General features: G+C 33.5%; 25 protein-coding genes. 23 read left to right on the forward strand and 2 right to left on the reverse strand.

Translation table 11 applies throughout. The features are described from left to right. The 19 genes from IGI38_RS03480 to IGI38_RS03570 all read left to right on the forward strand — a co-directional run bounded on the left by IGI38_RS03480 (position 1) and on the right by IGI38_RS03570 (position 17606). Entirely contained in the window at positions 1–339 is a 339-nt protein-coding gene (locus IGI38_RS03480; RefSeq protein WP_438726734.1) for a TcpD family membrane protein, read from the forward strand. A 3-nt stretch (positions 340–342) separates the two neighbouring features. Next, positions 343–732, forward strand: coding sequence for a TcpE family conjugal transfer membrane protein (locus IGI38_RS03485; protein WP_438726737.1), 390 nt, complete (start codon positions 343–345; stop codon positions 730–732). A gap of 82 nt (positions 733–814) precedes the next feature. Further along, a complete protein-coding gene (locus tag IGI38_RS03490) occupies positions 815–1483 on the forward strand; it encodes a hypothetical protein (RefSeq protein ID WP_438726740.1) in 669 nt (222 codons plus the stop codon). Positions 1484–1576: 93 nt separating this feature from the next. After that, entirely contained in the window at positions 1577–4099 is a 2523-nt protein-coding gene (locus tag IGI38_RS03495; RefSeq protein WP_438726743.1) for an ATP-binding protein, read from the forward strand. Positions 4100–4113: 14 nt separating this feature from the next. Continuing rightward, positions 4114–5871 carry a CD3337/EF1877 family mobilome membrane protein gene (locus tag IGI38_RS03500; RefSeq protein ID WP_438726746.1) on the forward strand — a complete coding sequence of 586 codons (1758 nt, stop codon included), beginning with the start codon at positions 4114–4116 and terminating at the stop codon, positions 5869–5871. 58 nt (positions 5872–5929) lie between these two features. Next, positions 5930–6880: a lysozyme family protein gene (locus IGI38_RS03505; RefSeq protein ID WP_438730281.1), complete on the forward strand. Its 951-nt coding sequence runs from the start codon at positions 5930–5932 to the stop codon at positions 6878–6880. Between the two features lie 142 nt (positions 6881–7022). Further along, positions 7023–8558 carry a helix-turn-helix domain-containing protein gene (locus tag IGI38_RS03510; RefSeq protein WP_438726749.1) on the forward strand — a complete coding sequence of 512 codons (1536 nt, stop codon included), beginning with the start codon at positions 7023–7025 and terminating at the stop codon, positions 8556–8558. 335 nt (positions 8559–8893) lie between these two features. After that, positions 8894–9097 (forward strand): hypothetical protein, encoded by a 204-nt coding sequence (locus IGI38_RS03515; protein WP_438726751.1) that lies wholly within the window; start codon positions 8894–8896, stop codon positions 9095–9097. A gap of 36 nt (positions 9098–9133) precedes the next feature. Continuing rightward, positions 9134–9286, forward strand: a complete 153-nt coding sequence (locus IGI38_RS03520; RefSeq protein ID WP_438726754.1) for a hypothetical protein — start codon at positions 9134–9136, stop codon at positions 9284–9286. 346 nt (positions 9287–9632) lie between these two features. Beyond that, on the forward strand, positions 9633–12125 hold the full coding sequence (locus IGI38_RS03525; protein WP_438726756.1) for a BspA family leucine-rich repeat surface protein: 2493 nt from the start codon (positions 9633–9635) through the stop codon (positions 12123–12125). Between the two features lie 11 nt (positions 12126–12136). Beyond that, positions 12137–12610, forward strand: coding sequence for a tRNA (uracil-5-)-methyltransferase (locus IGI38_RS03530; protein WP_438726759.1), 474 nt, complete (start codon positions 12137–12139; stop codon positions 12608–12610). A 22-nt stretch (positions 12611–12632) separates the two neighbouring features. Next, a complete protein-coding gene (locus tag IGI38_RS03535) occupies positions 12633–13130 on the forward strand; it encodes a hypothetical protein (RefSeq protein WP_438726762.1) in 498 nt (165 codons plus the stop codon). Positions 13131–13138: 8 nt separating this feature from the next. Beyond that, on the forward strand, positions 13139–13447 hold the full coding sequence (locus IGI38_RS03540; protein ID WP_438726765.1) for an LPXTG cell wall anchor domain-containing protein: 309 nt from the start codon (positions 13139–13141) through the stop codon (positions 13445–13447). Between the two features lie 80 nt (positions 13448–13527). Then, on the forward strand, positions 13528–13890 hold the full coding sequence (locus IGI38_RS03545; protein ID WP_438726767.1) for a DUF7006 family protein: 363 nt from the start codon (positions 13528–13530) through the stop codon (positions 13888–13890). A gap of 185 nt (positions 13891–14075) precedes the next feature. Beyond that, the gene (locus IGI38_RS03550) at positions 14076–14510 is read left to right on the forward strand and encodes a hypothetical protein (protein WP_438726770.1); all 435 of its coding nucleotides are present in this window, start codon (positions 14076–14078) and stop codon (positions 14508–14510) included. Next, positions 14464–14979: a sigma-70 family RNA polymerase sigma factor gene (locus IGI38_RS03555; RefSeq protein ID WP_438726773.1), complete on the forward strand. Its 516-nt coding sequence runs from the start codon at positions 14464–14466 to the stop codon at positions 14977–14979. The genes IGI38_RS03550 and IGI38_RS03555 overlap by 47 nt, the downstream gene beginning before the upstream one ends. 26 nt (positions 14980–15005) lie before the next feature. Further along, a complete protein-coding gene (locus tag IGI38_RS03560) occupies positions 15006–15194 on the forward strand; it encodes a helix-turn-helix domain-containing protein (protein WP_245792308.1) in 189 nt (62 codons plus the stop codon). A 301-nt stretch (positions 15195–15495) separates the two neighbouring features. Next, complete coding sequence (locus tag IGI38_RS03565) at positions 15496–16572, forward strand: restriction endonuclease (RefSeq protein WP_438726777.1); 1077 nt, start codon at positions 15496–15498, stop codon at positions 16570–16572. Between the two features lie 149 nt (positions 16573–16721). After that, positions 16722–17606, forward strand: a complete 885-nt coding sequence (locus IGI38_RS03570; protein WP_438726780.1) for a hypothetical protein — start codon at positions 16722–16724, stop codon at positions 17604–17606. 320 nt (positions 17607–17926) lie between these two features. Here IGI38_RS03570 and IGI38_RS03575 read toward each other — a convergent pair whose 3' ends face one another. Next, on the reverse strand, positions 17927–18499 hold the full coding sequence (locus tag IGI38_RS03575) for a DUF6037 family protein (RefSeq protein WP_438726783.1): 573 nt from the start codon (positions 18497–18499) through the stop codon (positions 17927–17929). Positions 18500–18873: 374 nt separating this feature from the next. On the opposite strand from IGI38_RS03575, the gene IGI38_RS03580 reads away from it, so the two are divergent. Both IGI38_RS03580 and IGI38_RS03585 read left to right on the forward strand, forming a co-directional pair. After that, entirely contained in the window at positions 18874–19182 is a 309-nt protein-coding gene (locus IGI38_RS03580; RefSeq protein WP_438726786.1) for a DNA-binding protein, read from the forward strand. Between the two features lie 95 nt (positions 19183–19277). Continuing rightward, a complete protein-coding gene (locus IGI38_RS03585; protein WP_438726789.1) occupies positions 19278–20456 on the forward strand; it encodes a tyrosine-type recombinase/integrase in 1179 nt (392 codons plus the stop codon). A gap of 489 nt (positions 20457–20945) precedes the next feature. On the opposite strand, the gene IGI38_RS03590 is transcribed toward IGI38_RS03585, so the two are convergent. Continuing rightward, positions 20946–21467: a GNAT family N-acetyltransferase gene (locus tag IGI38_RS03590; RefSeq protein ID WP_438726792.1), complete on the reverse strand. Its 522-nt coding sequence runs from the start codon at positions 21465–21467 to the stop codon at positions 20946–20948. A 293-nt stretch (positions 21468–21760) separates the two neighbouring features. Here IGI38_RS03590 and IGI38_RS03595 point away from each other — a divergent pair, with 293 nt between their 5' ends. Next, entirely contained in the window at positions 21761–22144 is a 384-nt protein-coding gene (locus IGI38_RS03595; RefSeq protein ID WP_438726795.1) for a hypothetical protein, read from the forward strand. Between the two features lie 54 nt (positions 22145–22198). Then, positions 22199–22915, forward strand: coding sequence for a DUF2922 family protein (locus IGI38_RS03600; RefSeq protein WP_438726798.1), 717 nt, complete (start codon positions 22199–22201; stop codon positions 22913–22915). Positions 22916–22992 lie beyond the last annotated feature (77 nt).

Consider the following 22992-nt stretch of genomic DNA (forward strand, 5'->3'; position numbering starts at 1 on the left):
ATGAAAAATCACTTAGTAGAAATGATTTTTAAGATGAAAGAAAAGATTAAATCAAAAGTTGGATTGGTATTTGTTGGTATCATCAGTTCGTTCATGTATGCTACACCTGTATTTGCGGATGCAAACGCAAAGGGAGCAAGTAATTACATTTTAAACGATTGGATTGCACCAATCTTTGGTGTAGTAGTCGTGTATTTAGTTATTAAAGAATTTATGGATGCGAAATGGATTCAAGGTTTTGCTATTCTGTTCTTTGGTGGCATTATCTACGCGATCATTAAAGACCCAGAAGGGGTACTGACTTCATTATCTAACTTGAAGCAGTATTTTGGTATTTAGCTTATGAAAAGAAACAAGCAAATATTTGATTATCGAGAGCCATTTAATGCCCCGTATATGATTCGAGAAATTGCAAAAAATGTTCGTTTGCCTTTCGTTGTTTATGCACAGGATTTTACGATTGCTATGATTAGCTTTGGCTGTACTTTTAGCTTTTTGATAGGCTTAATTGGTTTTAACCAATTCACTTTGTTAGTTTCAGTCGGTGTTTCATATGGAATGGTTCAACTGTTCAATAAGGTGGAACCTGATGGGAAAAGGGTGGACATTTTTGTGAAGGATTATTTGAACTATCTGTTTCATTATGGACTAACAAAGAAAGTTGTGTATCATGAGCAGTTAGAGAAAATTAGACTAGAAAAATCTGTTTACCAAAAAGTAGTCATTAGATAGTAGCAATTGTTATCAGATGTTGGTGGATTTAATGTATTACAGTAATTTATAATGGAGTTGTGAACAATAACTGAAAAGGAAAGTGATCGATGAAATGGTAGAGTATATTTCCATTACTATATCTGTAATAGCTATAGTTTTTGCTGCTATAGGGATTTATCAAACAAAGAAAAGTATGAAACTAGCATCTAATCAATTTCTATTTAGTAAACGACTTGAAATTGTAAATTTGTATCGAGCGGTAACTTATGTAATGAACGGATTGGCTTTTATTGATCTTTCTGACAATGAAGAATATTATTGTGATATTCTCGAATATGAAAAAAGAAGTGAAAACCTGTTTAGCATAATAAAAAGTGAGTTCGCTCAAGTTACAAATCATGCTCTATTTCATGAACTATACAATCTATATGAAGCAGTCGGGAAAGAAAATTTTGAAGAAGAGAGAATAAAATTTCTCCTGTTTAGAAACACTTTCAAAGAAAAGATAACTACAACAAATTATCTCTTTTCTGAAGACAAGTTGGAAAATACAGTAATTGATGTACTAACAAGGTATGACAATATTTTACAGTTATACACGTCAATTTTTTTACAAATGAATAGTATTAGCTCATATGAATCAATCCGTGCAATATTGCTAGTATATAAGAAGTTGTATACGGAAGTAAAAGATTTGGAAAAGGCGATAGAAATGATAGATAAATCGAGTATTGAAAAGAAGATAAAAGTTGAAATGATGGTATTTTAACAATAATTAATTAAAGCTAAGAATTGTTGGAATAATGTTTACGTAGAGTAGCTCATACGAGCTGCTCTTTTTTTACATGAAAGGTGGAAAAAGATGAAATTAAAGCAACCCTTTGGTAAAGCCCACAAAAATCTGTTAATCACAACAGATAATGAAGTATGGGCTTATTTTACTTGTCCAGGTGAATATGTCATTGGGCAAAATAAGGAAAAACAAGAAAAGCATAAGCGAAATTGGAATCAGTTTTTACAAAGTTTAAGACGATTTGAAGACTTCGAATTATTCCTAAATCCAAACTCCTATGATTTAGAAGATCGATTGAAAGCTTTCTCAGATAGTTTTGATGCACAAGCAAAAGAGATCGGTGACGATATTGTGACAAGGACTTTAGAGAACTTGGAAAATCACCTTTCAGTATTAACCACAGAAAAGTTTTATATAGGTGTGAAGCTTTCCGGTCTTTCTTCTGCTTCTTCAATAAAAGGTAGAATGGGTGAGTTGACGGATCAAGTGGTTGGAAAATTATTGGCATTCAATCATTATCAACTTGAGGTAGATGATTCATTTCTAAAGCAGTATCAATTGTTGGAAGCTGAAGCTTTCCAATTAGTGGGAGCAGTAAGTGGTAGAAGATTAGTTGAAAAAGAAGTGATTCAATCCTTCCGCTATCATTATGTTCGAGGAATGAAAACTTCTTTCTCAAACGACTTTTCAGAAAAAGATCGCTATTCTTTAACAGATAGTATTTTAGATCCAGGAAAAGAACAAGGATTGATTGAAGTACGAAGTTTTGAAGGGACGAGCTATATTGCTCTTTTACCCATTCATAAGTTTGCTCCTAACTTAGCGTTAAATCATGTGGTTGAAATGGTGCAAAGTTTACCTTTCCCTGTGGAATTTCGATTGAAAGGACATTTTGAGCCACTCAAAGGAGGACGAGGGTTAAAAGGAAAATCCTCTAGAGCAGGAAAAAGATTAAAAAATAGCGCAAAGGAATCCTTATCCATGGGAGATTCTGAAATGAAGTCCAGTCAATTTAATCGTTATGCACTAACTGATTTAAACAATAAAATAGATTTGCGTGTCCCTATTCTTAAATGGTTAGGGATTTTTTGTGTCTTTGGACAAACGCCTGATGAGTGTAGACAACATGTTCGAACCGTTTTGTCACTATGTCAAACCAGAAATGTCGAAGTTGTTAAAGGACTAGCTGATCAAATCTTTCTTTTTCATCAGTTCCTACCAGGGAATAAGTTAGGAAGAGAAAAAAACTGGTTACATTACACAACCGTTGAGGGGATTACTGAAATGATGCTCAGTGTTGATAATCGGATTGGTGATAATGTTGGAATACCTATCGGAATGATCTCTGAGATTCGAAATACGCGAAATTTATCGCCAAAAGAAATCGCTAAATCTAGTCGAAAACCAGTCTTTCTCAATCCCTCTATTGGGAATCAAAACGATATTGCAGATAAGAAAGCCAATAGTCCGCACATTGCGATTACTGGTCCTACAGGAAATGGAAAATCATATCTAGCTAAATTCATTTTCTTTATCTATATCCTTATGAAGGGGAAAGGACTATATGTTGATCCAAAATCTGAATTCTTTGATTGGATAATTCAAGTCATTCAAAATCCGGAAAACGAGGAAAAGTTTCCTGCAACTTGCACTTTTGTCCAAGAACATTTTCATCAAGTTCGCTTAGATCCAGATAAGGAAGAAAATAAAGGTGTATTAGATCCTTTCTGTTTTATTAAAAATCGAGTGGCTGCTAAAGATATGGCACAAGATTTATTTGAAGAACTGTATGATTTTACGAATGCCAGAGAAAAGAAATCTCGTTTAGCCATGTTAGATGGGATTGAGCAAGTTCTTCATGATCGAGATCAGGGCAAACATGTAGGAATGCTGCATGTTGTGGATGAGATGCTTAAAAGTACACATGAAGAAGTCAGAGATACCGCCAATCTGATCAAAAAATCTGTTCAAGGTTCGTTGCTGGAACTAGCTTTCAGTTATGGTGAAAACGATGGATTGAATTTAGATAAGAAAGTAACGGTATTAGAAGTACTCGGTCTGGATATGCCTAAAGCAGAAACGCTGAGCATTGATTATAGTTCTACACAACGAAAATCAGTCATGTTGATGATGTGTATTGGGAAATACTGCGAATTATTTGGCTTGCGTGATCGAGAAGAAAGCACAGTCGTTCTATTTGATGAAGCCTGGATTTTCAACAGTTCTAGAAATGGTCGGGCGATTATTAAAGCAATGCGCCGTGTAGGTAGGAGTTTTAATAATACCTTAATCATCGTGACTCAATCCGTGAAAGATACTTCTGAAGCAGATGATACAGGAAATTTTGGACGTATCATTGCCTACGATGATAAGGATGAACGGGAAGAGATTCTAAAACACTTAGGATTGGAAGTGACCGAAGAAAATATTGATTGGCTAAAGAATCTCCCGAAATATCATTGTTTGTATCTTGATTTACGTGGCAGGGTCGGGAAAATGTTGGTCTATTGTCCATATGAAGAATTACATCAAATGTTGCAGACCGTTAAGCGAAATGACAGTGCTACAGCTGAAATGGCTTTTAGCAGTTAGATTGGAGGAAAGCGATGTTACTCAAGGAGGTTTATCATATGGATAGTTATCAGTCATTCTTTGAAAAGGGTGGCTGGTTTAATATTGGCGAAAATTTACAGAGTGTGTTGAATGCACTCATCAATCTTTTTTTTGGTCTAATCAAGTATTTAGTGTTGGCATTAGATTATGTGATTGATAAATTGTTTAGTTTGAATTTACTTGAAGGAGTGTTGCCTTCTTTGTTTTCAACAGCCAGTTCGATCTATTTGAAATTGTTTACCACGTTAGGGATTCTTCTATTTACCTTTGTGATTGTCATGATTGTTCGAGATTTCTTTGAGAAGGGAATCTCCAAAGCGCTCATTCGTTTAGGTGTTTTCTTATTGATCTATTTTGGCAGCCTTGCTTTTTTTCAAGAAGGAGCAACGAAAATTCAACAGGTCAACACGATTTCTCAAAATGTTCAAGGTCAGTTAGTTGATTTAAGTAGTGGGACCATTGACACGATTCATACCAGTAATTCGGATCGTTTATTAGGAAATACCAATCAATTGGATGGGACGACTAAAATCAGAAATTTGATCTTTGACGAATTTGTTTTAAAACCGTATGCCTTGTTAAATTTTGGCAAAACGGATATTAGTGTAGAGCAGTATAATGATTATCTCGTGAAATCAGAAGAGACTTACGATAAGGATAAATCAAAAGATATAGAAAAAAAGGTTAAAGAAGATTCGGATGATAATACTTATCTTACGTCAGACAGGATGACTGAGAAGGTTATTGTGCTCACAAATACGCTAATCATGTTGTTTGTGATTGGGTTAGCTGTATTGTTAATCGGGCTAGCGAATGTTTTAGTCCAACTACTAATTTATGCGTTGATTTTTGTCTTTCCCTCTTTATTATTTCTAGCATTGATTCCAAATATGCACCATCTTTTAAAGAATGGTTTTATGTTGTTAGGAACATTGTTTGCTTCAAAAGTTGCGTTAGGCTTTGGTTTTGGTTTATTATTTTCAATCCTTAATCTGATTGATTCTTTTTTTGTGGTTACGAATATTGTGACGATGTTAGTAGGTCTATTTGTCAAAGTATTGTTAGTTATGTTCATTTGGAAAAATAAAGGACAAATCGTTCGAACCTTAACCAAAGGGCAAGCAGAGCTGAAAGATTTTCGAAATCAATCAGGGAGAAATAAACCCAATCGTAAACAACGTAGGGAGGAAAAAAGACTTAGAAATAATCGCTTTGATGAACAAGTATATAGAACTGACACTTCTGAAAATGATTATTTGCGTTCAGAGATTGAACTTGAGCGAGCATATAAAAATGATGATATACAAGATCATATTTTAGCTCAAGCTGGAAAGGACGAATCAGATATATCAAACAATGAAGAAGATGAAGCCGTGTCAGCAGCTGATGTCACTCAAAAAGACCCTGTTAAGGAGGAACGTAGTGATACTACAGAAGAAAGGACTTCACACTTTTCAACTGAGTATCCAGATGATCAAGACGATTTAAGCAATGTGGACACAGATGATTTGACGACTTCAAATGAGGAGGTCCAAGAACACTTAAAAGAGCATTCAGAGGTAGTAATTGAAGACTGGCAAATGAGAAAAGACGTAACTTCAAAGGAAGAAAAAAATGAAAAAGATCAAACCACACAAGAAAATCCAGATATTATTTCGGAAGAACAAGCACAACAATTGGAACAAGAGTTGATGGAATTAAGAAATGATTATGCGGAAATAGAAGAGGATGATCCTAATGAAATCAATTAGGAAAGTAATTGCTATAGGCCTTTCTATTTTGTTGTTGTTCTTTGTTTTATTAACTGGTATGGATGACTTTGGAAACAGTAATGGGATAGCTGAGGTTGTTGGACTTCCAGAGATGGTATTACGATGGGAAAGTAAGGTAACAAAAGAAGCTGAGAAAAACGGTATTGTTGAAGCAGTTCCGTATCTGCTAGGAATAATTATGGTAGAAACCGGTGGAAATTCAGAAAAATATCCAGATGTCATGCAATGTTCTGAAAGCCAAGGAAAACCACCCAACAGCATCCAAGATCCAGATGAATCTATCGAAGTTGGTGTGAAATATTTTGCGGATATGTTTAAGGGATACCCAGAGTATGACCTATTGAATATTGTACAAGCTTATAATTTTGGCGGCGGCTTTTTATCTAGTTCTGGAAAAGAATACACACTTGAAAAAGCCATTCAGTTCTCTAAAAGTAAAGCTGGTGGAGAGAAAGTTTCATACCCGAATCCAATAGCGATTAACCTAGGATATGATTATCGCTTCAATTACGGAAATATGTTTTATAGTCAGTTGGTGAAGCAATACATTCAAACAGGAAATACAAGTAATTCTGGGAATTCGGATATTGTTAAAATGGCATTGAATGAATTGTCGGAAAGCCCTCATCAAGGAGGACAAAAATACTGGTCTTGGTATGGCTTTAATTCTAGGGTTGAATGGTGTGCTATTTTTGTATCTTACAATGCAGAGAAGGCAGGAGTATCTATGGAACGCTTTGCTTACTGTCCTACTGGTATTGAAAATTTTAAAGCAAAGAATCAATGGAAGAGTCGGGCTCAGAAACCAAAGGATGGAGATATTATCTTCTTTGATTGGAATGGTAACGGAGTTAGTGATCATGTTGGGATAGTAGAAAAAGTTGAAAATGGACGTGTGCATACAATTGAGGGCAATTCGGGAGATAAAATTGCACGGTTGTCGTATGAACAAAATAGTCAATATATTATGGGATATGGAAGTTTGTAAAAGTTCACGAATCTTTTGGACAGTTTTTTTATTCCTTTTGGGTTTTATAATGAAAAAAGGTTCTGAAAATTTCGTTCATACGTGTATATTTTCCCATAATCTTATAAGTGCAGTATACTATTTACTGAAGGAGGGATTATAAATGAAGTATTTGTTAGATAAGAAAACGTTGAAAAAAGTAGAGGTTATTGAAACAATTTTTGATTCTAAAAATCATATGTGCGCACAAAAGAAACTGTTGGAAAAAAATCAAATAACCTATCCAACCCTGTTAGCTATGGTAGATATTATTAATGATGATGTGAGAAGATTTGGCTATTCTGAAGTTGAAATTATACACATCTCTACAAACAAAATATTTGTTTTGAACATAAATGAGGATGCAAGTATTCAATTACTATTGCATGCATATATCAGAGAGTCTCCCAAATTTGAATTACTAAAGTTATTATTAACCTCCTCTTATCCAAATTTACAGTTAATCTCGGATAAGCTGAACATTTCTTATAGTGAACTAAGAAGGGGAATTAAAGAGCTGAATGATAGCTTAAAGACAAACGGTGTTCAGATTTCCACAAATAAAGGGGTAGCATTGGTTGGCGATGAATTAGGCATTAGATTATATTATACGTTTCTTTTTTTGCTAGTTTATGGTGGGGAGTCATGGCCGTTCACGTTCATTCAATATTTTGAGATTACAAAACTGCTGCAAAATTGTCCTAATGAAATCTATCGATCCGGTTCAATAGATAAGAGTGTATTAATACACTTTTATGTAGCTATTCATTTACTAAGAGACAGGAAAAATGAATTGGTACCAACTTCTAGAAAATTTGATATTTCTCTATATCATTCCTATTCGGAAGAAACTGAGATCTGTATCTCTAAATTCATCCTTAATATAAAATCCTACGTTCCTAATATGAATGATGAACATCTTAGGTTTACTTCAAAGCTTTTAATCAGTGTGTTACTTGCATTTGGCAGTTATGCATCAATCGAGAAAGTCCCTTCCTTTTTTTACTGTGAAACAGAATTTGAAAAGAATGGCTTTTTACAGATTGCCTATTTTATCTACGAGCAAGTCAATCAACATCTATATATCCCTTTTTCGAATAGTGAGAAAGAAAAATTTCTTTATACTATTATGAGCATCAATTATCGTTTCTTTCTGTTTAAGGGTCTAAATATAAATTTGGATTCAGTTATTGTTAGTTATGGAGATATTAAAAGAAACACAAGAAAACAACACAAAGTTGATCACTTAAGACCACTGATCCAACAGATGATGGACTTGCCTGAGCTGATTGATTTAGCTCCTTTTAAAGAGGTGTTAAGTAGTGAATACTTAACTGTGTTTGATAGGTGCATTGATTTTTCGAAGCATACGCGTTTGATAAAGGTGGCTATAATATCCATTGTGTCTAATAAGACTGCTACATTTGATTTCATGAGTTATTTTTCAAATTATTATAACGTTTGTGTAGTAGATGAGCTGGAACCTGGGATTGATCTTTTTATTAGTGATTTTCCTATGTCTCATAAAGTATTAACTGCTTTAAAAATTGATCAACCAATTGTTTATGTTAATACTAGATGGAATGAAGCAGATTTTGGAAAGGTTAATCAGATGTTAGCAACGATTGCAACTGATAATTTTATAAATGAGATTAACTAACTACGAGTTTTAGAATGTTTAATGTTCAATTTAGACAAAAATTTAACTTTTTTAAAGTAATTGACCAGATAGGTACCTCTTCTTTTAGTAGAATGCACTTAAAGAAACATTGATGATATGAAGTTAATTAACTGTTAAGCTTAAAGGGAGGAAAAATTTGAATCAAGAGATAGAAGAAAATTAGCTGAATCCTTAACTGCTACAACGCCTGAATTATTACCAATTTTATCCTTTTTATTACAAGATTTTTGGGAGTTGACTTGATGTCTAATTTCATTATTGAAGCAAAAAGAAAAGCAATTGAATGAGATGTTACAGAAAACTGTGAGTTTATCATGGCTGATATCAATGAGATCATAATGGAAGAAAAAGAGTATGATGTGGTCATTTTTGGAACCGCGGCAGATATTTTGGGAACGCTTGATGAGACGCAGAAAATTAGACCTAATGGATATATTATTATTGATGAAGCTTATTTACCAGATAACAGTACCAATAATTCTATTCAATATAGGAATTATGACTATTTGTCACGATAGCATTGGTTGAAGCTTTTTCAAGATAATCCGTTAAAATTGCTAGAAGAATTGCCGGATTATAGGGAAACAAATATCGAAGAAGAAAAGCAGTTTTTGGTTAAGAGAGTAAATGAAATAATAGAAAAATATCCTGAAAAAAGGGATCTATTACTGGCCTACAAGGACAGTCAGTTATGGGAATACAAATAAAAATACAATAATATTTCTAGTGTATAGAGTTTCTCTATGCACTTTTTATGTTGTAAATAAAAAAGTAAAAAGAATCATTTCTTTAAAAATGAGTACAGATTCCTCAAATACCATGGTGTTTAGGAGCATTTCTTAATAACGTGTTGAAAAATTTTAAAAAATTAAAAAAATAAATCAAATGTTTAGCGTTTTATCAATTATTATTAATCAAGTTGCAACGCGTGTTAAGAAAATCAAGCACGTTATTTTTAGGGGAGGGGCAATTTTGAAGAAATATATTTTAGGTGGTATTGTAATTTTATTGTCCAACAGTTTTATACCAGTGAGTTTTGCAGTAGAACAACCAATGAGTGAATCAACTATTGATGCTGATGAGGCAGTTACTGTTGAAGATACAGACCCATCTATAGATTTAATTGATGAACCCATCTTAGAAGTGAATGATCAAACAGTGCCAGAAGAAGCTTTTGATTTAGAAAAACAAGATGAGCCAGTCGAAATTGAAGATAATTCGATTTCTTTAGAGGAAGCCGATTCTGAAGAAAATGATGAAACGATTATTATAGATTCAGGTGAATTACCTGATGGTGGCTGGACATTGTATGAAGATGGAACATTGATCATAACAGGAACTATTAAAGCAAGTGATTTTGAGAAGTGGGCTAGTTATACAAGAATGATTCGGGCAATTAAAATTTCAGAAGCTACAATGGTAGGAAACTTTACTGGGGTTTTTCTGATAGGAGAGCAGGTAGCATTATACTCAGTTTTGGAATCATTTGAGGTCAAACATTCAGTATGGCAGGATGTTACTTCAATGAAAGGTTTTTTCAAATATTTATACACACTGAAACGCGTCACTTTTACAAATACTATTCTTGATACAGATTCTGATATCGATATGAAAGAGATGTTTTCATTGTGTTCTAGGTTGATAGAAGTAGATTTGAGTAGTTTTAATACAAACTCAGTGACCGATACGAGTTCCATGTTTAACGGCTGTAGCAGTTTAACGGGACTAGATCTGAGTGATCTCAACACGGGTTCAGTGACCGATATGAGTTCCATGTTTTACGGCTGTAGCAGTTTAACGGGACTAGATCTGAGTGATCTCAACACGGGTTCAGTGACCGATATGAGTTCCATGTTTAACGGCTGTAGCAGTTTAACGGGACTAGATGTGAGTAATCTCAACACGAGTTCAGTGACTGATATGAGTTATATGTTTTCCGGCTGTAGCAGTTTAACGGGACTAGATGTGAGTAATTTCAACACGAGTTCAGTGACTGATATGAGTTATATGTTTTCCGGCTGTAGCAGTTTAACGGGACTAGATGTGAGTAATTTCAACACGAGTTCAGTGACTGATATGAGTTATATGTTTTCCGGCTGTAGCAGTTTAACGGGACTAGATGTGAGTAATCTCAACACGAGTTCAGTGACCGATATGAGTTCCATGTTTTCCGGCTGTAGCAGTTTAACGGGACTAGATCTGAGTAATCTCAACACGGGTTCAGTGACCGATATGAGTTCCATGTTTTCCGGCTGTAGCAGTTTAACGGAACTAGATCTGAGTAATCTCAACACGGGTTCAGTGACCGATATGAGTTCCATGTTTAACAGGTGTAGCAGTTTAACGGAACTAGATGTGAGTAATCTCAACACAGGTTCAGTGACTGATATGAGTTATATGTTTTCCGGCTGTAGCAGTTTAACGGGACTAGATGTGAGTAATCTCAACACAGGTTCAGTGACCGATATGAGTTATATGTTTAACGGCTGTAGAAGTTTAACGGGACTAGATGTGAGTAATCTCAACACAGGTTCAGTGACCGATATGAGTTCTATGTTTAACGGCTGTAGAAGTTTAACGGAACTAGATGTGAGTAATCTCAACACAGGTTCAGTGACCGGTATGAGGTCTATGTTTAGTTCTTGTATGGAGTTAACAGAGCTGGATCTGAGTAATTTTGATACAAGTAAAGTGTCAGATATGAGTTATATGTTTTTTTTCTGTTACGGGTTAACAAAGTTGGATTTAAGTTCATTTAATAGAGGGGCAGCTACGCAGATGTTTCCTGACTTGTATGTTATGAATTTAACGTTGATAGTAAGTAAGGATTTTAAATTTACAACGAGAGATGGTCTGAGCGAGCTATATAGATCATCTGTTTGGCAGGAAGAAAACAATAAAGAATTGTTTTATAGCACTGATGATATGAAAAATTATCATAATGATAAGAGTGAAAAAAATACTTATCGAATAATGGATCTTTTCGAAATGAAAATGAATTCACAAGGTGGACATTTCGAAGATGGATCAGAAATAAGAACACAAGGGCAAATAATCGGTGAAAAGTGGGAAATGCTTATTCCAACTAAAGAAAATTTTCAGTTTGATGGCTGGTATCTTGATAAAGCCTATAAAAACAAATTTGATTTTGATCAACCAGCAAGCAAAAATGAAACGATTTATGCAAAATGGATCGAAAATTATACTGTAACAATTCCTGAAAAAATAGACTTAAATTCAGATAGTGATTTGCTGATATCAGGAATCAATAATGGTGATAAAAGCTTAAACGTAACTATCAAACATGAAGAAAGTCAGATCAACCAGTCTCGTATGCTTAAGTTAACAAATCAAATGGACGAGTCAATTTCAGCGAATGTGCAATTGGAGTGGGAAAACGAACTTTCTGATGAGTGGACTATTTTAACAATTCCAGCGGATTCAGTTCCTGTATCAAAAGATTCAGAGGTAAAAATGATAAAACCGAAAGATATACAAGCCGGAGATTACTCAGGACAGATATTCTTTTCGATTAGATATGAGTAAGGAGGTATAGTATGGATAAGAAAAAAATTACGATAACATCTATAGCAATGGTAGTTTTACTAGTAATTGCTTTAGCGGGTTATTCTCATTTTAAGAAAAAATCTGATTTATTAAATGTCGATTCTTCGGCCGTTGATTGGAATGGGAAAAAGAACAAAGAAGTTAATACTCAAGAAGCGACGATTGCAATTCCGGGATTCGAAAAAGTAACACTTAAAGCTGAAGAGACAAAACAAGAGGTTAATTTTCATAATCCTGAGATCAATGATTGCTATTTTAAACTGAGCCTGATTCACCCAGATGGTTCTATACTTTGGGCATCAGACTTAATTGAACCTGGAAAAGGGATGTATGCAATTGAATTAGAAGAAGCACTATCCGCAGGCGAATATGAAGATGCGGTTTTGAAATATGAATGTTTCTCTTTAACGGATCAGTCCCCCTTAAATGGGTCTGAAATAAATTTGAAATTAGTAGTCGTATAGACACAAATAGGAGGAAGTTTTTATGAAAAAATTAGTAGTAGGTACATTGGCATTGGCAACACTAGGAATGATGATTACGAATGGAAGTAATGCATATGCTGCAAATAAGCAAGAGGACACAGTAGTTGAATATTCAGTTGAAGGTGATTATACATTAGTGATCCCAGAAAAAGTTAACTTGTCATCTAAAAACTCTACGGAGATGTCTGTTAGTACAATCAATCGGAATTTAGAACCTGGAAAAGAAGTAGAAATCAAACTGACCACTGGTTTATCAGCGGATGGCGAAATTGAATTAGAACGAACAGGCTCAACATCAGATAAAGTGACAAGTAGTCTAAAAAGTAACAACAATGTTGTTACAGTAACTGACCCAGTAATAGGGAGCTTTACAGGTTACGCATTAGAAGAAACAGAAGTAAGTAAAATTGAATTTGGTATTCCTCAAGGTGAAAAAAAAGCGGGGGCTTATCAAGCAACGTTGACATTTGCAGCAGCTTATAAAGTAGATCCAGAGTAATGCATTTTATGAAGAAAATAATCGTTCTGATGATGCTCTTACTCAATACAATTGGAATGTTCACTTTATCTTCTGAACAGGCACACGCTAGTCAAACGAAGGTGGAGGTGTTCTTTTCAGAAGATGAAATCAATTCTAGTGAAGAATACGTTCGAGAGATTCCTAAAAGTGGTCTTGATAATGCTTCAGGAGATAATACAGGTGTATCATCATTACCAAGAACTAACGACAAAAGAGGCAGTATCTACGTGATATTGGGAGGCTTATTAATTGTATTTTCTTTTGTATTAAAAATGAAATCAAGAGAAGCTAACTAGTCATTAACAGGAAATGGTTTATATGTAGTTCTGTAGGATAAACACTTTTTTTTGGAGCCGAGAAGTAGAGGTAAAAATTAATGGATATGAAAGATAGTATTGTTCAAGATTTAGATAGCTTTGCCAGCCAGAATGATATATTGAGGTATAGCGATTTATATGAAGTATATCTAGATTTAAGAAGAAGTATAGAATGCATATTTCTGTTAAAAAGTGATAAGAATGCTGTAGAAACAACCCTTCATTGCTTGAGAATCGAATCAAAAGTTCAGTTATTTGTCTTCTACTTAGAACAAGTGAAAAACGGAGAGCTAAAAGAATTTGAGGCTGTAAAGGCTATTAATGATGACCAAGAAGTATATTGTATGGAAATGATAAATACAGATTTGATTGGAGAAATATCAATATTTTTTGAGAAGAATAAGGAAGCCGAAGAATCATAACTAAAAATGTACAAGTGCCAATGTCTAATTATTATTTGGAAATCTTTGTTCAGAATAAAAATAAGCATTACTATAATGATTGAAAGGAAGGACTTTAAACAGTAAAAGTTTAAAGTTTTTTCTTCTTTTTTGTGTCATTTTCTACACTAGATTTGTTGTTATTTTATGAAGGGGGCATTTGCAAAATGGATAATTTATCAGAGAAAAAATATTTATATGAACAAATGCAATCAATCATAGATGAAAGGAGAGTGTTGACAAAAATATATACAGAATTACAAGAACGATTAGCAATATTAGATGAGATTCCTATTGATCAACAAACACAATCTACAATGCTAAAAAGAGAAGCCGAGTATCAAAGATACATGTTATCAAAAAAGGAAAATCTAAACGGAAGAGTCCCTTATTCTATCATTAGTTTAAAAATTGCTTCTTTGCTGAAGGATGCTGGACGTCCGCTATCTAATAAAGAAATTTACGAACTGATAATGAGTAAAGATCAATTGAGTTTGACCTATAAAAATCTGACGATGAATATCTTACCAAGAATGAATAAAGACAGTGTGGTAAATGTTGAGAAAGCCTATCGAGGTTTTTGGCAATACCGAAGAAAATAAATATGAAATTATCTATTTAGTATGCGAACTTCCTTCATATCCTAGTGAGGAAGTGATTCATATGAACCATCTAAATAACAACAAAATGGAAGCGCAATTAACAAAGTATTTTCAAAAGGTTATTCATAATGCAGCAATTAATTATTATAAAAGAAAATCCAAACACTATGACCAAGAAATGCAAGATGAACAACTACTATCTTCTTTAGTAGATATAACTGATCCAGAGAACGAATATCTTTCAACGATTTCGTTAGGAGAATATTCATTAGTAATTCAAGATGAAAAACTAAATGAGATAGTATCTACATTGAACCAGAAAGAGCATCAATTTCTGATAGAGAAACTTGTTTTAGGAAAAACTGATCAAGAGATTGCTGTTGTTTTTGGAATTAGTAGACAAGGTGTAACAAATTATAAAAAACGGCTCTATGACAAACTCAAAAGAAAACTTAATAGTGTGCAATAAAGTCCTTTTGAAAGGAATGTTTAATATTGTCTATACGAAAAATTTATTTTGCTGCAAGACTAGGTGATGGGTATGCTTTAGAAAGTTTAGTTGTAAGGTTTCATCCATTAATGGTAAAGATGTCTACTAAACAAGGATATTTCGATGAGGATTGTTATCAGGAGTGTGCTATAGCAGTTATATTGGCAGTTCAGAAATTTGAGATTAGAGGATAAATCCAAGAATATCAACAAGTAGAGATTTTCATTCGCTGTAGATTTAGAAGTTCAACAATTAAGTTAAGGCTATACTCAGTATGAAGAAGTAAGAATATTTCTGCTTACTTCTTCATTATTCTTATCTAAAACGAAAACTATTGTGTTGATTCAAAGATTTTCGAACGTTATAATTAATTGAAAGCGTTATTTTTATTTATGTTAAAGTATAAAAAATGTTGATCGTATATGGCGAATAAGGAATGAAATAGAACAAACTATGAAAGATTTTAGAGTGATGTAAAGAGGAGAGGAAAAAGTTTTGGGTATAATTACTGATATTTTTGCGTTGGTTGTAGGTATAGCACTTCTATATTTGATTATTAAGTATGGGAAAAAGATATATACTGTTTTAATGACTGTAATAGGAGTTTCAATTTACTCCTTCGTTCAATTAGGATTGCTCTTTTTGTTAGAGATAATATGGCTTTATTGTGTAATATATGTTTTGAGCGAAATTGGTCAATTCTTTCGATATGGATTTAGTAGTTTCAATTGGATAGGTTTACTCGTTGCAATTGTAGTGTTTTATCTATCAACAAAAAAAATTAAGAATACATGTTTACCAGCTATAAAACAAATAATGAATTATGTAAAGAAACCCATAAATAAGCAAGTAAGTAATACGTTTAAAAAAACAAGCAGCCAGAAAACTAAAATTTATCCAAATTCTTCTGATATTTTGAAATATAAAATAGAAATAGTAGATTCTTATACTGGTTATGAGTTTGAAGAATATTTGGTTATTTTGCTAATAGCTTTAGGCTTTAAAAATGTGAAAAGAGTTGGAGGATCTGGCGATCGAGGCGTAGACATAATTGCTACTAGAAGCAATTTGAAGTATGGATTTCAAGCTAAAAGATACGATAAAAACTCTTTTGTTGGAAACAAAGCTGTACAAGAAATATATACAGGAGTAGCTGTTAGAGGCTTAGATAGAGGAATCGTTGTAGCGCCAGCAAAATATTCATCGGATGCCATTGGAACAGCTTTACAAACCAATATTGAACTATGGGATAGAGAAACATTGAGCCAACACCTTACTGACATTTATTCTAATATCGAATATAGAGACCATAGTCTTACTTCTAAAGTTGGTTATAAAGAAGAATCAACGGATAAAAAAAGTGATGTGTTAAGCAACGAACAAGTTCTAGCATTAAAACCATATTTAGAGATTTTAGACTTTACATGTAATGGAGAAATTAGTAAACAAGATATTAAAAATAGATATAAAAAGCTTGTTAAGATACATCATCCAGATAGCATTGATGGTAATGAAAAAATGTTTAAGTTGGTAAAGAATGCTTATACTGAAATAATGAGTAGTTTTAGCTAATTTAAGTACAACAATTCTATCCAACATCATATGACAAATTATAAACATATTTAGCTGGTAGGAAAAAAGTAGGACTTTTATGAAAATGAAATTTTAAAGTTTGAAATGATTTTTATTCTACCTAGTAAATTCTTTAAGGAGTGTGAAAAATGATAAGATACCCTCAATGGAATATGGTAGTGAATAGTTTGGATGAATATGCAGAGCAAATATTATCGAAAAATCATGAGATTGAAAATAGATTTAATTTGAATGTAAACGATGATGGAATGATTAGACTTTCTGGGAATCAGGATATCCGAAAGCATGCTCTTGTGATAGGGGACTCTTTGATATTTCCTCATGCATTTTTAAGAAGATATGGAAATAGTAATTTCGTTGATATCAATTGTCTTTTTTCAAAGTTTGTGAATTCAGGAAAAGAAGTCTTTGTGAAATTAGATCCATTTAAACAAGAAGAGAAATCAGAGTATCAAGAAATACTAGAAAGAGATATTTATTATGGTCCAAAATTTTCTGAAGATGTTCTTACGAGCAAAAAAAATTTTGCTCCTTCTCTTCATTATACAGATTTAGAGGCTCAAGATAATATTTTTAATTTAATTACATATCCAGTTAAATATACAATTTTTCGCCCATCTTGGTTAGATATAGAAAAACAAATTGTGCAATATTATGTTGAAGAGTTAATGGTTCCTATAGAAAAATATAAATATCAAAAGGAGAGATTCCCTCCGTATTCTGGAAATAAATATGTCGCTCAGAAATTTGTTCATTTTACCTTTGATAGAAAAAATAATTATTTCGAGCATATTGATGGCTCTGTAAGAATTTTTAAAAGAAACGAGTACTATGAAGTATTTTCAAGACTTGAATCAACTGGGAAAATTTATCCTCAGCACATTGAAGGGATTGATAGATATAAATTATTTAAAGTAAAGGGCGAATTAAAGAGAGAGGAAATTTCTTTATTGTTGAAGGAATTTTTAATGTATAATCCTCATATTAAGGAATATTTTGAAGATCGAATATGAGATTCTTTAAATGGCTATATAAATAATGGTAGTAGGATAACGAAAAGCCGAAAAGCTAAAAATCTTTTCGGTCTTTTTTTTGTTTATACTATGGATTTGTTATTATTCCAACTTTCATGGTCTGTTTCAAATTATCGATAATTTTTAAGCTGTTTATAAAGAGTTTGGTGTTCATCTTAAACTGAAAAATTTGAAATATAGATATTTCTAATTTCACTGTTAAAGTATTTTAAGTAAAAGTTATAAGTCATTGATGGTCTATTATATGAGTAAAAAAACAAAAGCAATAAGCATCTTACGCACTAAAGAGCTAAAACTATTTATAATGCTTCAGGTGGAGTGTAATCTTTTCTTTTTTTCATTTCATTTGTCCAACACGAACTAATATTATTTTCTTTGCAAAAAAGAAAAACAGATTCCCCTAAAATCTTCCTTGTCTTCTCAAAATTTTTTGCATTGTAGGGACTATCTTCTTTATACATTTTCCAACCACAGAAATATATTTTATCTGCCTCTGGAATATCCATAACTTTAAAAGGAATAATTTCATGAGGTTGAATATTAATACGACTATAGTTAGTCGGAATCCTAGTCGCCATGTATTTTAGAAATGCAAAAGAAGTAAATGTTTCTTTTCCGGGCTTTAGGTTTAATATTTCACAAAGTTTGAAAAATACAGAATCTGGAAGATTTTGTAATTGAAAACCTGGATAAAGATTTAGAATAAAGCTAAAGTTGTGACCGACTACACCAAATAGTAATTCAAAAGGCTTGCAGTCAATTAACACAATTACTTCGAACTTTACTTGATTATAAGAAAATGTAAATTTATCTTTTGTCACATTGTTTTTCCTCATGTCTGATAATAGCGGTTTAATTTCTTCAAGTTTCATGAAATCCCTCCTGATAATATTCTTTAATTTATTATATCAACTTATCATCTGAAGTTAAATGCTTTGCAAGTAGCAACGTTTTTGCTAAAACTATTTTACTTTTTTGTGTCTTTTTTAGCGACTTTTTTGTTGTTATTAGTGTAAGAAACATTTGATCTTTGAAAATTTAATAAATCTATTAGACACAAAAGACTTTACTAATGAGCTGATTTAGACACTACGCCATGAAATAGGACGAGCGATAGATAGTGTATGCCAAGACTTTCTAAAGTCATAATGATACTTCCGCAAGGCTCCCGAGGACTGAGGAGAGGTGAAATTCCTATGATGCATAAGCATGTCTAATAGATGTAGAAAAAGATTGAGGTGATTTTATGATTATTAAACCATCTGAGAAATTAAGAGATTTTAATCTATTGCAATTAATTGATTCTCATATTGATCAATATACTAAAAGTCTTCTTTCTATTAATCAACTTCCTTTGGTTTTGACAACGGAAGATTTGAAAAATGAATTTCAAATAAGTGATAGCACGTTAAATCGTTTAATTAAGCTAACAGATTTTCCAGCATGTTGGTATGGCATACGTGGGCACTACTCGAAGGATGAGGTTATTTCATGGTACAAGAAAAATGATTATCATCATTTCAGAGAGCAAATGAAGGCAATACGTTCTTTATAAGGAGAGGAGAGTATATTATAATGGTATATGTAGAGAAAAAATTAAGACAGCTTCAGTTTTTCAACCTCCTTCTTTGATTAAAAGGAGAGGGAGAAATGGAAACAAAAGATCGATTTAAAAAACATGTCAATGCGGCGGGTGAAGTCACTTGGTATTTTCAAGCATTTCGTACAACTCGGAGAGGCTTTAAAACAAAACGTGAAGCACAACTTGCGTATCTAGACATGAAAAAAATGCACCAAGCAAAAAAGAAGCTTACTGGTAGTAGAGAAACTTTTGCTGATGTTGCAGAAAAATGGTTCGCTTATTACAAATCTTTACAAGAGCAGAAGAAAAGCACTTATGTCAAAAGGTACGAAATGATTATTTCGCTTTCCAGATGGATCGGTGACAAGAAAATTAGTGATTTAACATCCGATTTCTTGCAAGATTTCTTTTTTGAATTAAAAGAAAAAGGGATTGATGGGGATTCTAAGGGGTACTCGAAAAACTCTCTAGAAGGATATAGACAAACACTAAATATGATATTTAACTATTGTGTAAGATATCATGTGTTGTCTCATAATCCGTTAAAAACCGTCAATCGTCCAAAGTATCAAAAGAGTGTAGCGGATTTGAAAGCTTCTTTAAATTCTTTGGATCAAAAATATCTGACCTTTGATGAAGTGAAACTTCTCTTGAATTATAGTTTAGTCAATGAGGAACTACCACTAGCTACTTTGTTTCACGTTTTATTCTATACAGGTTGTCGAATTAGTGAAGCACTAGCTTTACAACCAGATGATATAGATTTTAAAACAAATGAAATCCTATTTTATAAGCAGACTTCAGTAAGTGGTAAGCAAATCGATTTTACAATTGAAACTACAAAGAGTACAGCTTCTGCAAGAAGAGTAGTAGTTACGCCATTAGTCATTGAGAAATTAAAAGAGCTGATTGAAGTTCTTGAAGAATTTCGAAGTAGGTTCAAATTTCAAGTTGATGATTTTTATCTGTTTGTCTATCTTGAACCTAGTAAACGTGGTGTCCCATTCAGACGAGAGTATGTAAATGATCATATAAAAAAATGTGTTCAAAGATGCGGAATTACCAAACCATTTCATACCCATTTAACAAGACACACCATGGCGAGCTTAGTAGCTGATTATTGCAGTTGGGATGTTTTGAAAGCAAGACTTGGTCATGCTGACAAAACTACTTCTGAGATATATCGTCATCTAACCTCTGAAGAACGGCTAAAGCCATTGGAAGCTTTCAAATCTTTAGAGGGCTGACTACAAAAATAATTATTGCTCAAATCTGCGAAAACGCCGTGGAATTAGGAGTAGGAAAAGCTAAGCCAAAAATGGCATGTAGTCAATTGTCGTCAATTAAACATAAGAATACAGTAATACCAGTATATATAACGATTTTCGCATTCTACAAAGAAATTCGTCGTTAATCTTTCGTTATCTGATGAATCGAAGCCCTTGTTAATCAAGGGCTTTTTTTGTTTCTTTGAATTCTTTAAATTCGCAAAATCAGGTATTTTTGTGTGGTATTCAAAAAACGTACTATTGAGCACATAGCTTTAAGAAACAATCGGAATCAGATAAGCAATTGTTTCATTTAAAGCACTTGCAAGGCGCTCTCAAAGGAATTAGTTAGTACTGGATACTCAATTTTTTGAAAATAAACAACAGTGGAGTAAAAGAACAGATCCTACAAATTAATTATTTGTAAAGCCATACAGTCAGCTATTCTGTACGGTTTTTTTGCTGTGTTTAATCCTCGTAAAAATATTGCTTGATTTGCTGATAATCTTTCAACGATGAATTTCCTTTAGTTAAGTGCAATAGCTCAAAACGTGAACCCAAAACCTCTACGGTATCATTTTTACTTTCGAATCCATTCTGCAAATAGAATTTTTTTCTGCGGATGCGTTCTTCCATATTTTCTACACCATCAATTATTTCCTCAATTAACAACATAAAATTATGGTGAGCATATTGATGTTGCAATGCCAGCATCATCTTTTGTCCGCAGCCTTTTGAGCGAATGGACGGATCAATAGCAAAATAAAAAATGTAAACAATATCTTGAGTCACAGTAAAATAAGTCATGCCTACTAGGCGATTCTCACAAGAAAGTCCAGCAAAGTGTCCTTTTCCATGTTCGGCCATTTTGACCAGCCATTTAAAAGGGTGTTGTTCCTCTTTAGGGAAGGAGTTTAGATAGATTGACTCGATTTCGGATAATTTTTTTGAGTTTGTTAGAATCATTTCAAATGTTGTCACAGTGTTCATTCACCTCGACCTTTTTCTCCATGATACAAAAGAAGTCAATCAAAGGCCAATGATTCTTGTGGTTAGAACTTAATTTTAACTCGATTTCTTATATTGATATTTTTTTGAAAAGGATTTCATTATTTGTTGGAGCGGAATCCCTTGGGGTGGTAACGATTCGCTTCTGAGAATCATTATGGTTTATTTTTTATAAATTTTTTGGTGTGTAATTTGCTTGAAAAAAGAGGTATTTTGATTGTGTAGATATCTCATATAACAAAAACGAAATAAAAAATTGGAAAGGAGAAAAAGGTTTGGAAGACTACGGTTTAAACAAGAAAAAATTGTTTTCGCTTACACGAAAAACGTTAGAACGACGAATCAACAGCTTTTATCATGAAACAAACGATGGAACGGCCACCCTCGAAATGTTGATTACGCTGCAGGTTCGTGAAGAATTGTGTAAAGCGGGTTTCTCATATATTTTACGAAGCTTAGTGCAGCGGATCTTTTTACAAACAAGATCAACGAAAGCTATGCGACGCTATTATCTTTATTTTATTGATTATTTTGGAAAGAAAGAGTGGCGATTATTGTCAGTCAAGCTCTTTCCAGCACAAACATTTATCGCAGAAAAGTTGGAACACCTCTATAGCCAAGTCATCAATCCATCATTAGAAGGATTAGCGGAATCATGACGATGAGTGAAGGAAGGAGGCAAAAAAATACGAAAAAGAAAGTATAAAACCACCATGATAAGTACAGTTACATTAGATGCGGAATTTGAAAACAGCAACGGCAAATCCCATCATTTTTATTTTAAGAACTTTGATGCAAGTAAAACGGGGGAACAAATCCGCTCGGCATTAGAAAAATTAACTAAATTGAGTCTGTTTGAAAAGGACGGTGTGCAATTATTCAAAAAGGTGAAGCACGCGACTATTATCGAAGAAAGAGAAACGGAAGTATTTGATGAGTCCGCGAAATTTGAAAGCCAACCGAAAGCACCGAAGGATCCGTTGAGCACACTGATGAATAGTGTTGCGGCTGAACCAGCGCAAATTAAACCAGAGCTGGCGCCAATTGAACCAATAACTACAGAATCGGAAGAGGTCTTAGAACATGTTCGCATTCCAGAGGACTTGCGTATAACTGAAGAACGGCCAGCACCGGATCGGTTGATTCAAACGATTGAACTGCCGAGAGGGATAGATCCGTGGTCATTGAATGAAGAACAGGCGATCGCCGTGATATCGGCCTGTCTGCCTGAGCATGCGACACCGATCAATCTGGATGTCGATGATCAATCCGTACCGGCGAAGCTGCTCGTTACGGCGATGGTAGAGGCAGAGGAGCGGGCAGCACCTGCTTCAGTCCAAGAGTCGGCTCCAGAAGCAACTAAGTCGCCGCCAGTCCAGTCAAAGAAAAAGCGTAAGCGGTTACTCGATCGAATCCGCAAGCGAGAATAACTGACGAACGTTCCCTCATCAAAAATCCAACGTTGGTATGGGGTGAACGTGTCTGTTCGATGACATTCTAAGCAAAA

The organism is Enterococcus sp. AZ128 (assembly GCF_051714485.1).
Classification (GTDB): Bacteria; Bacillota; Bacilli; order Lactobacillales; family Enterococcaceae; genus Enterococcus_A.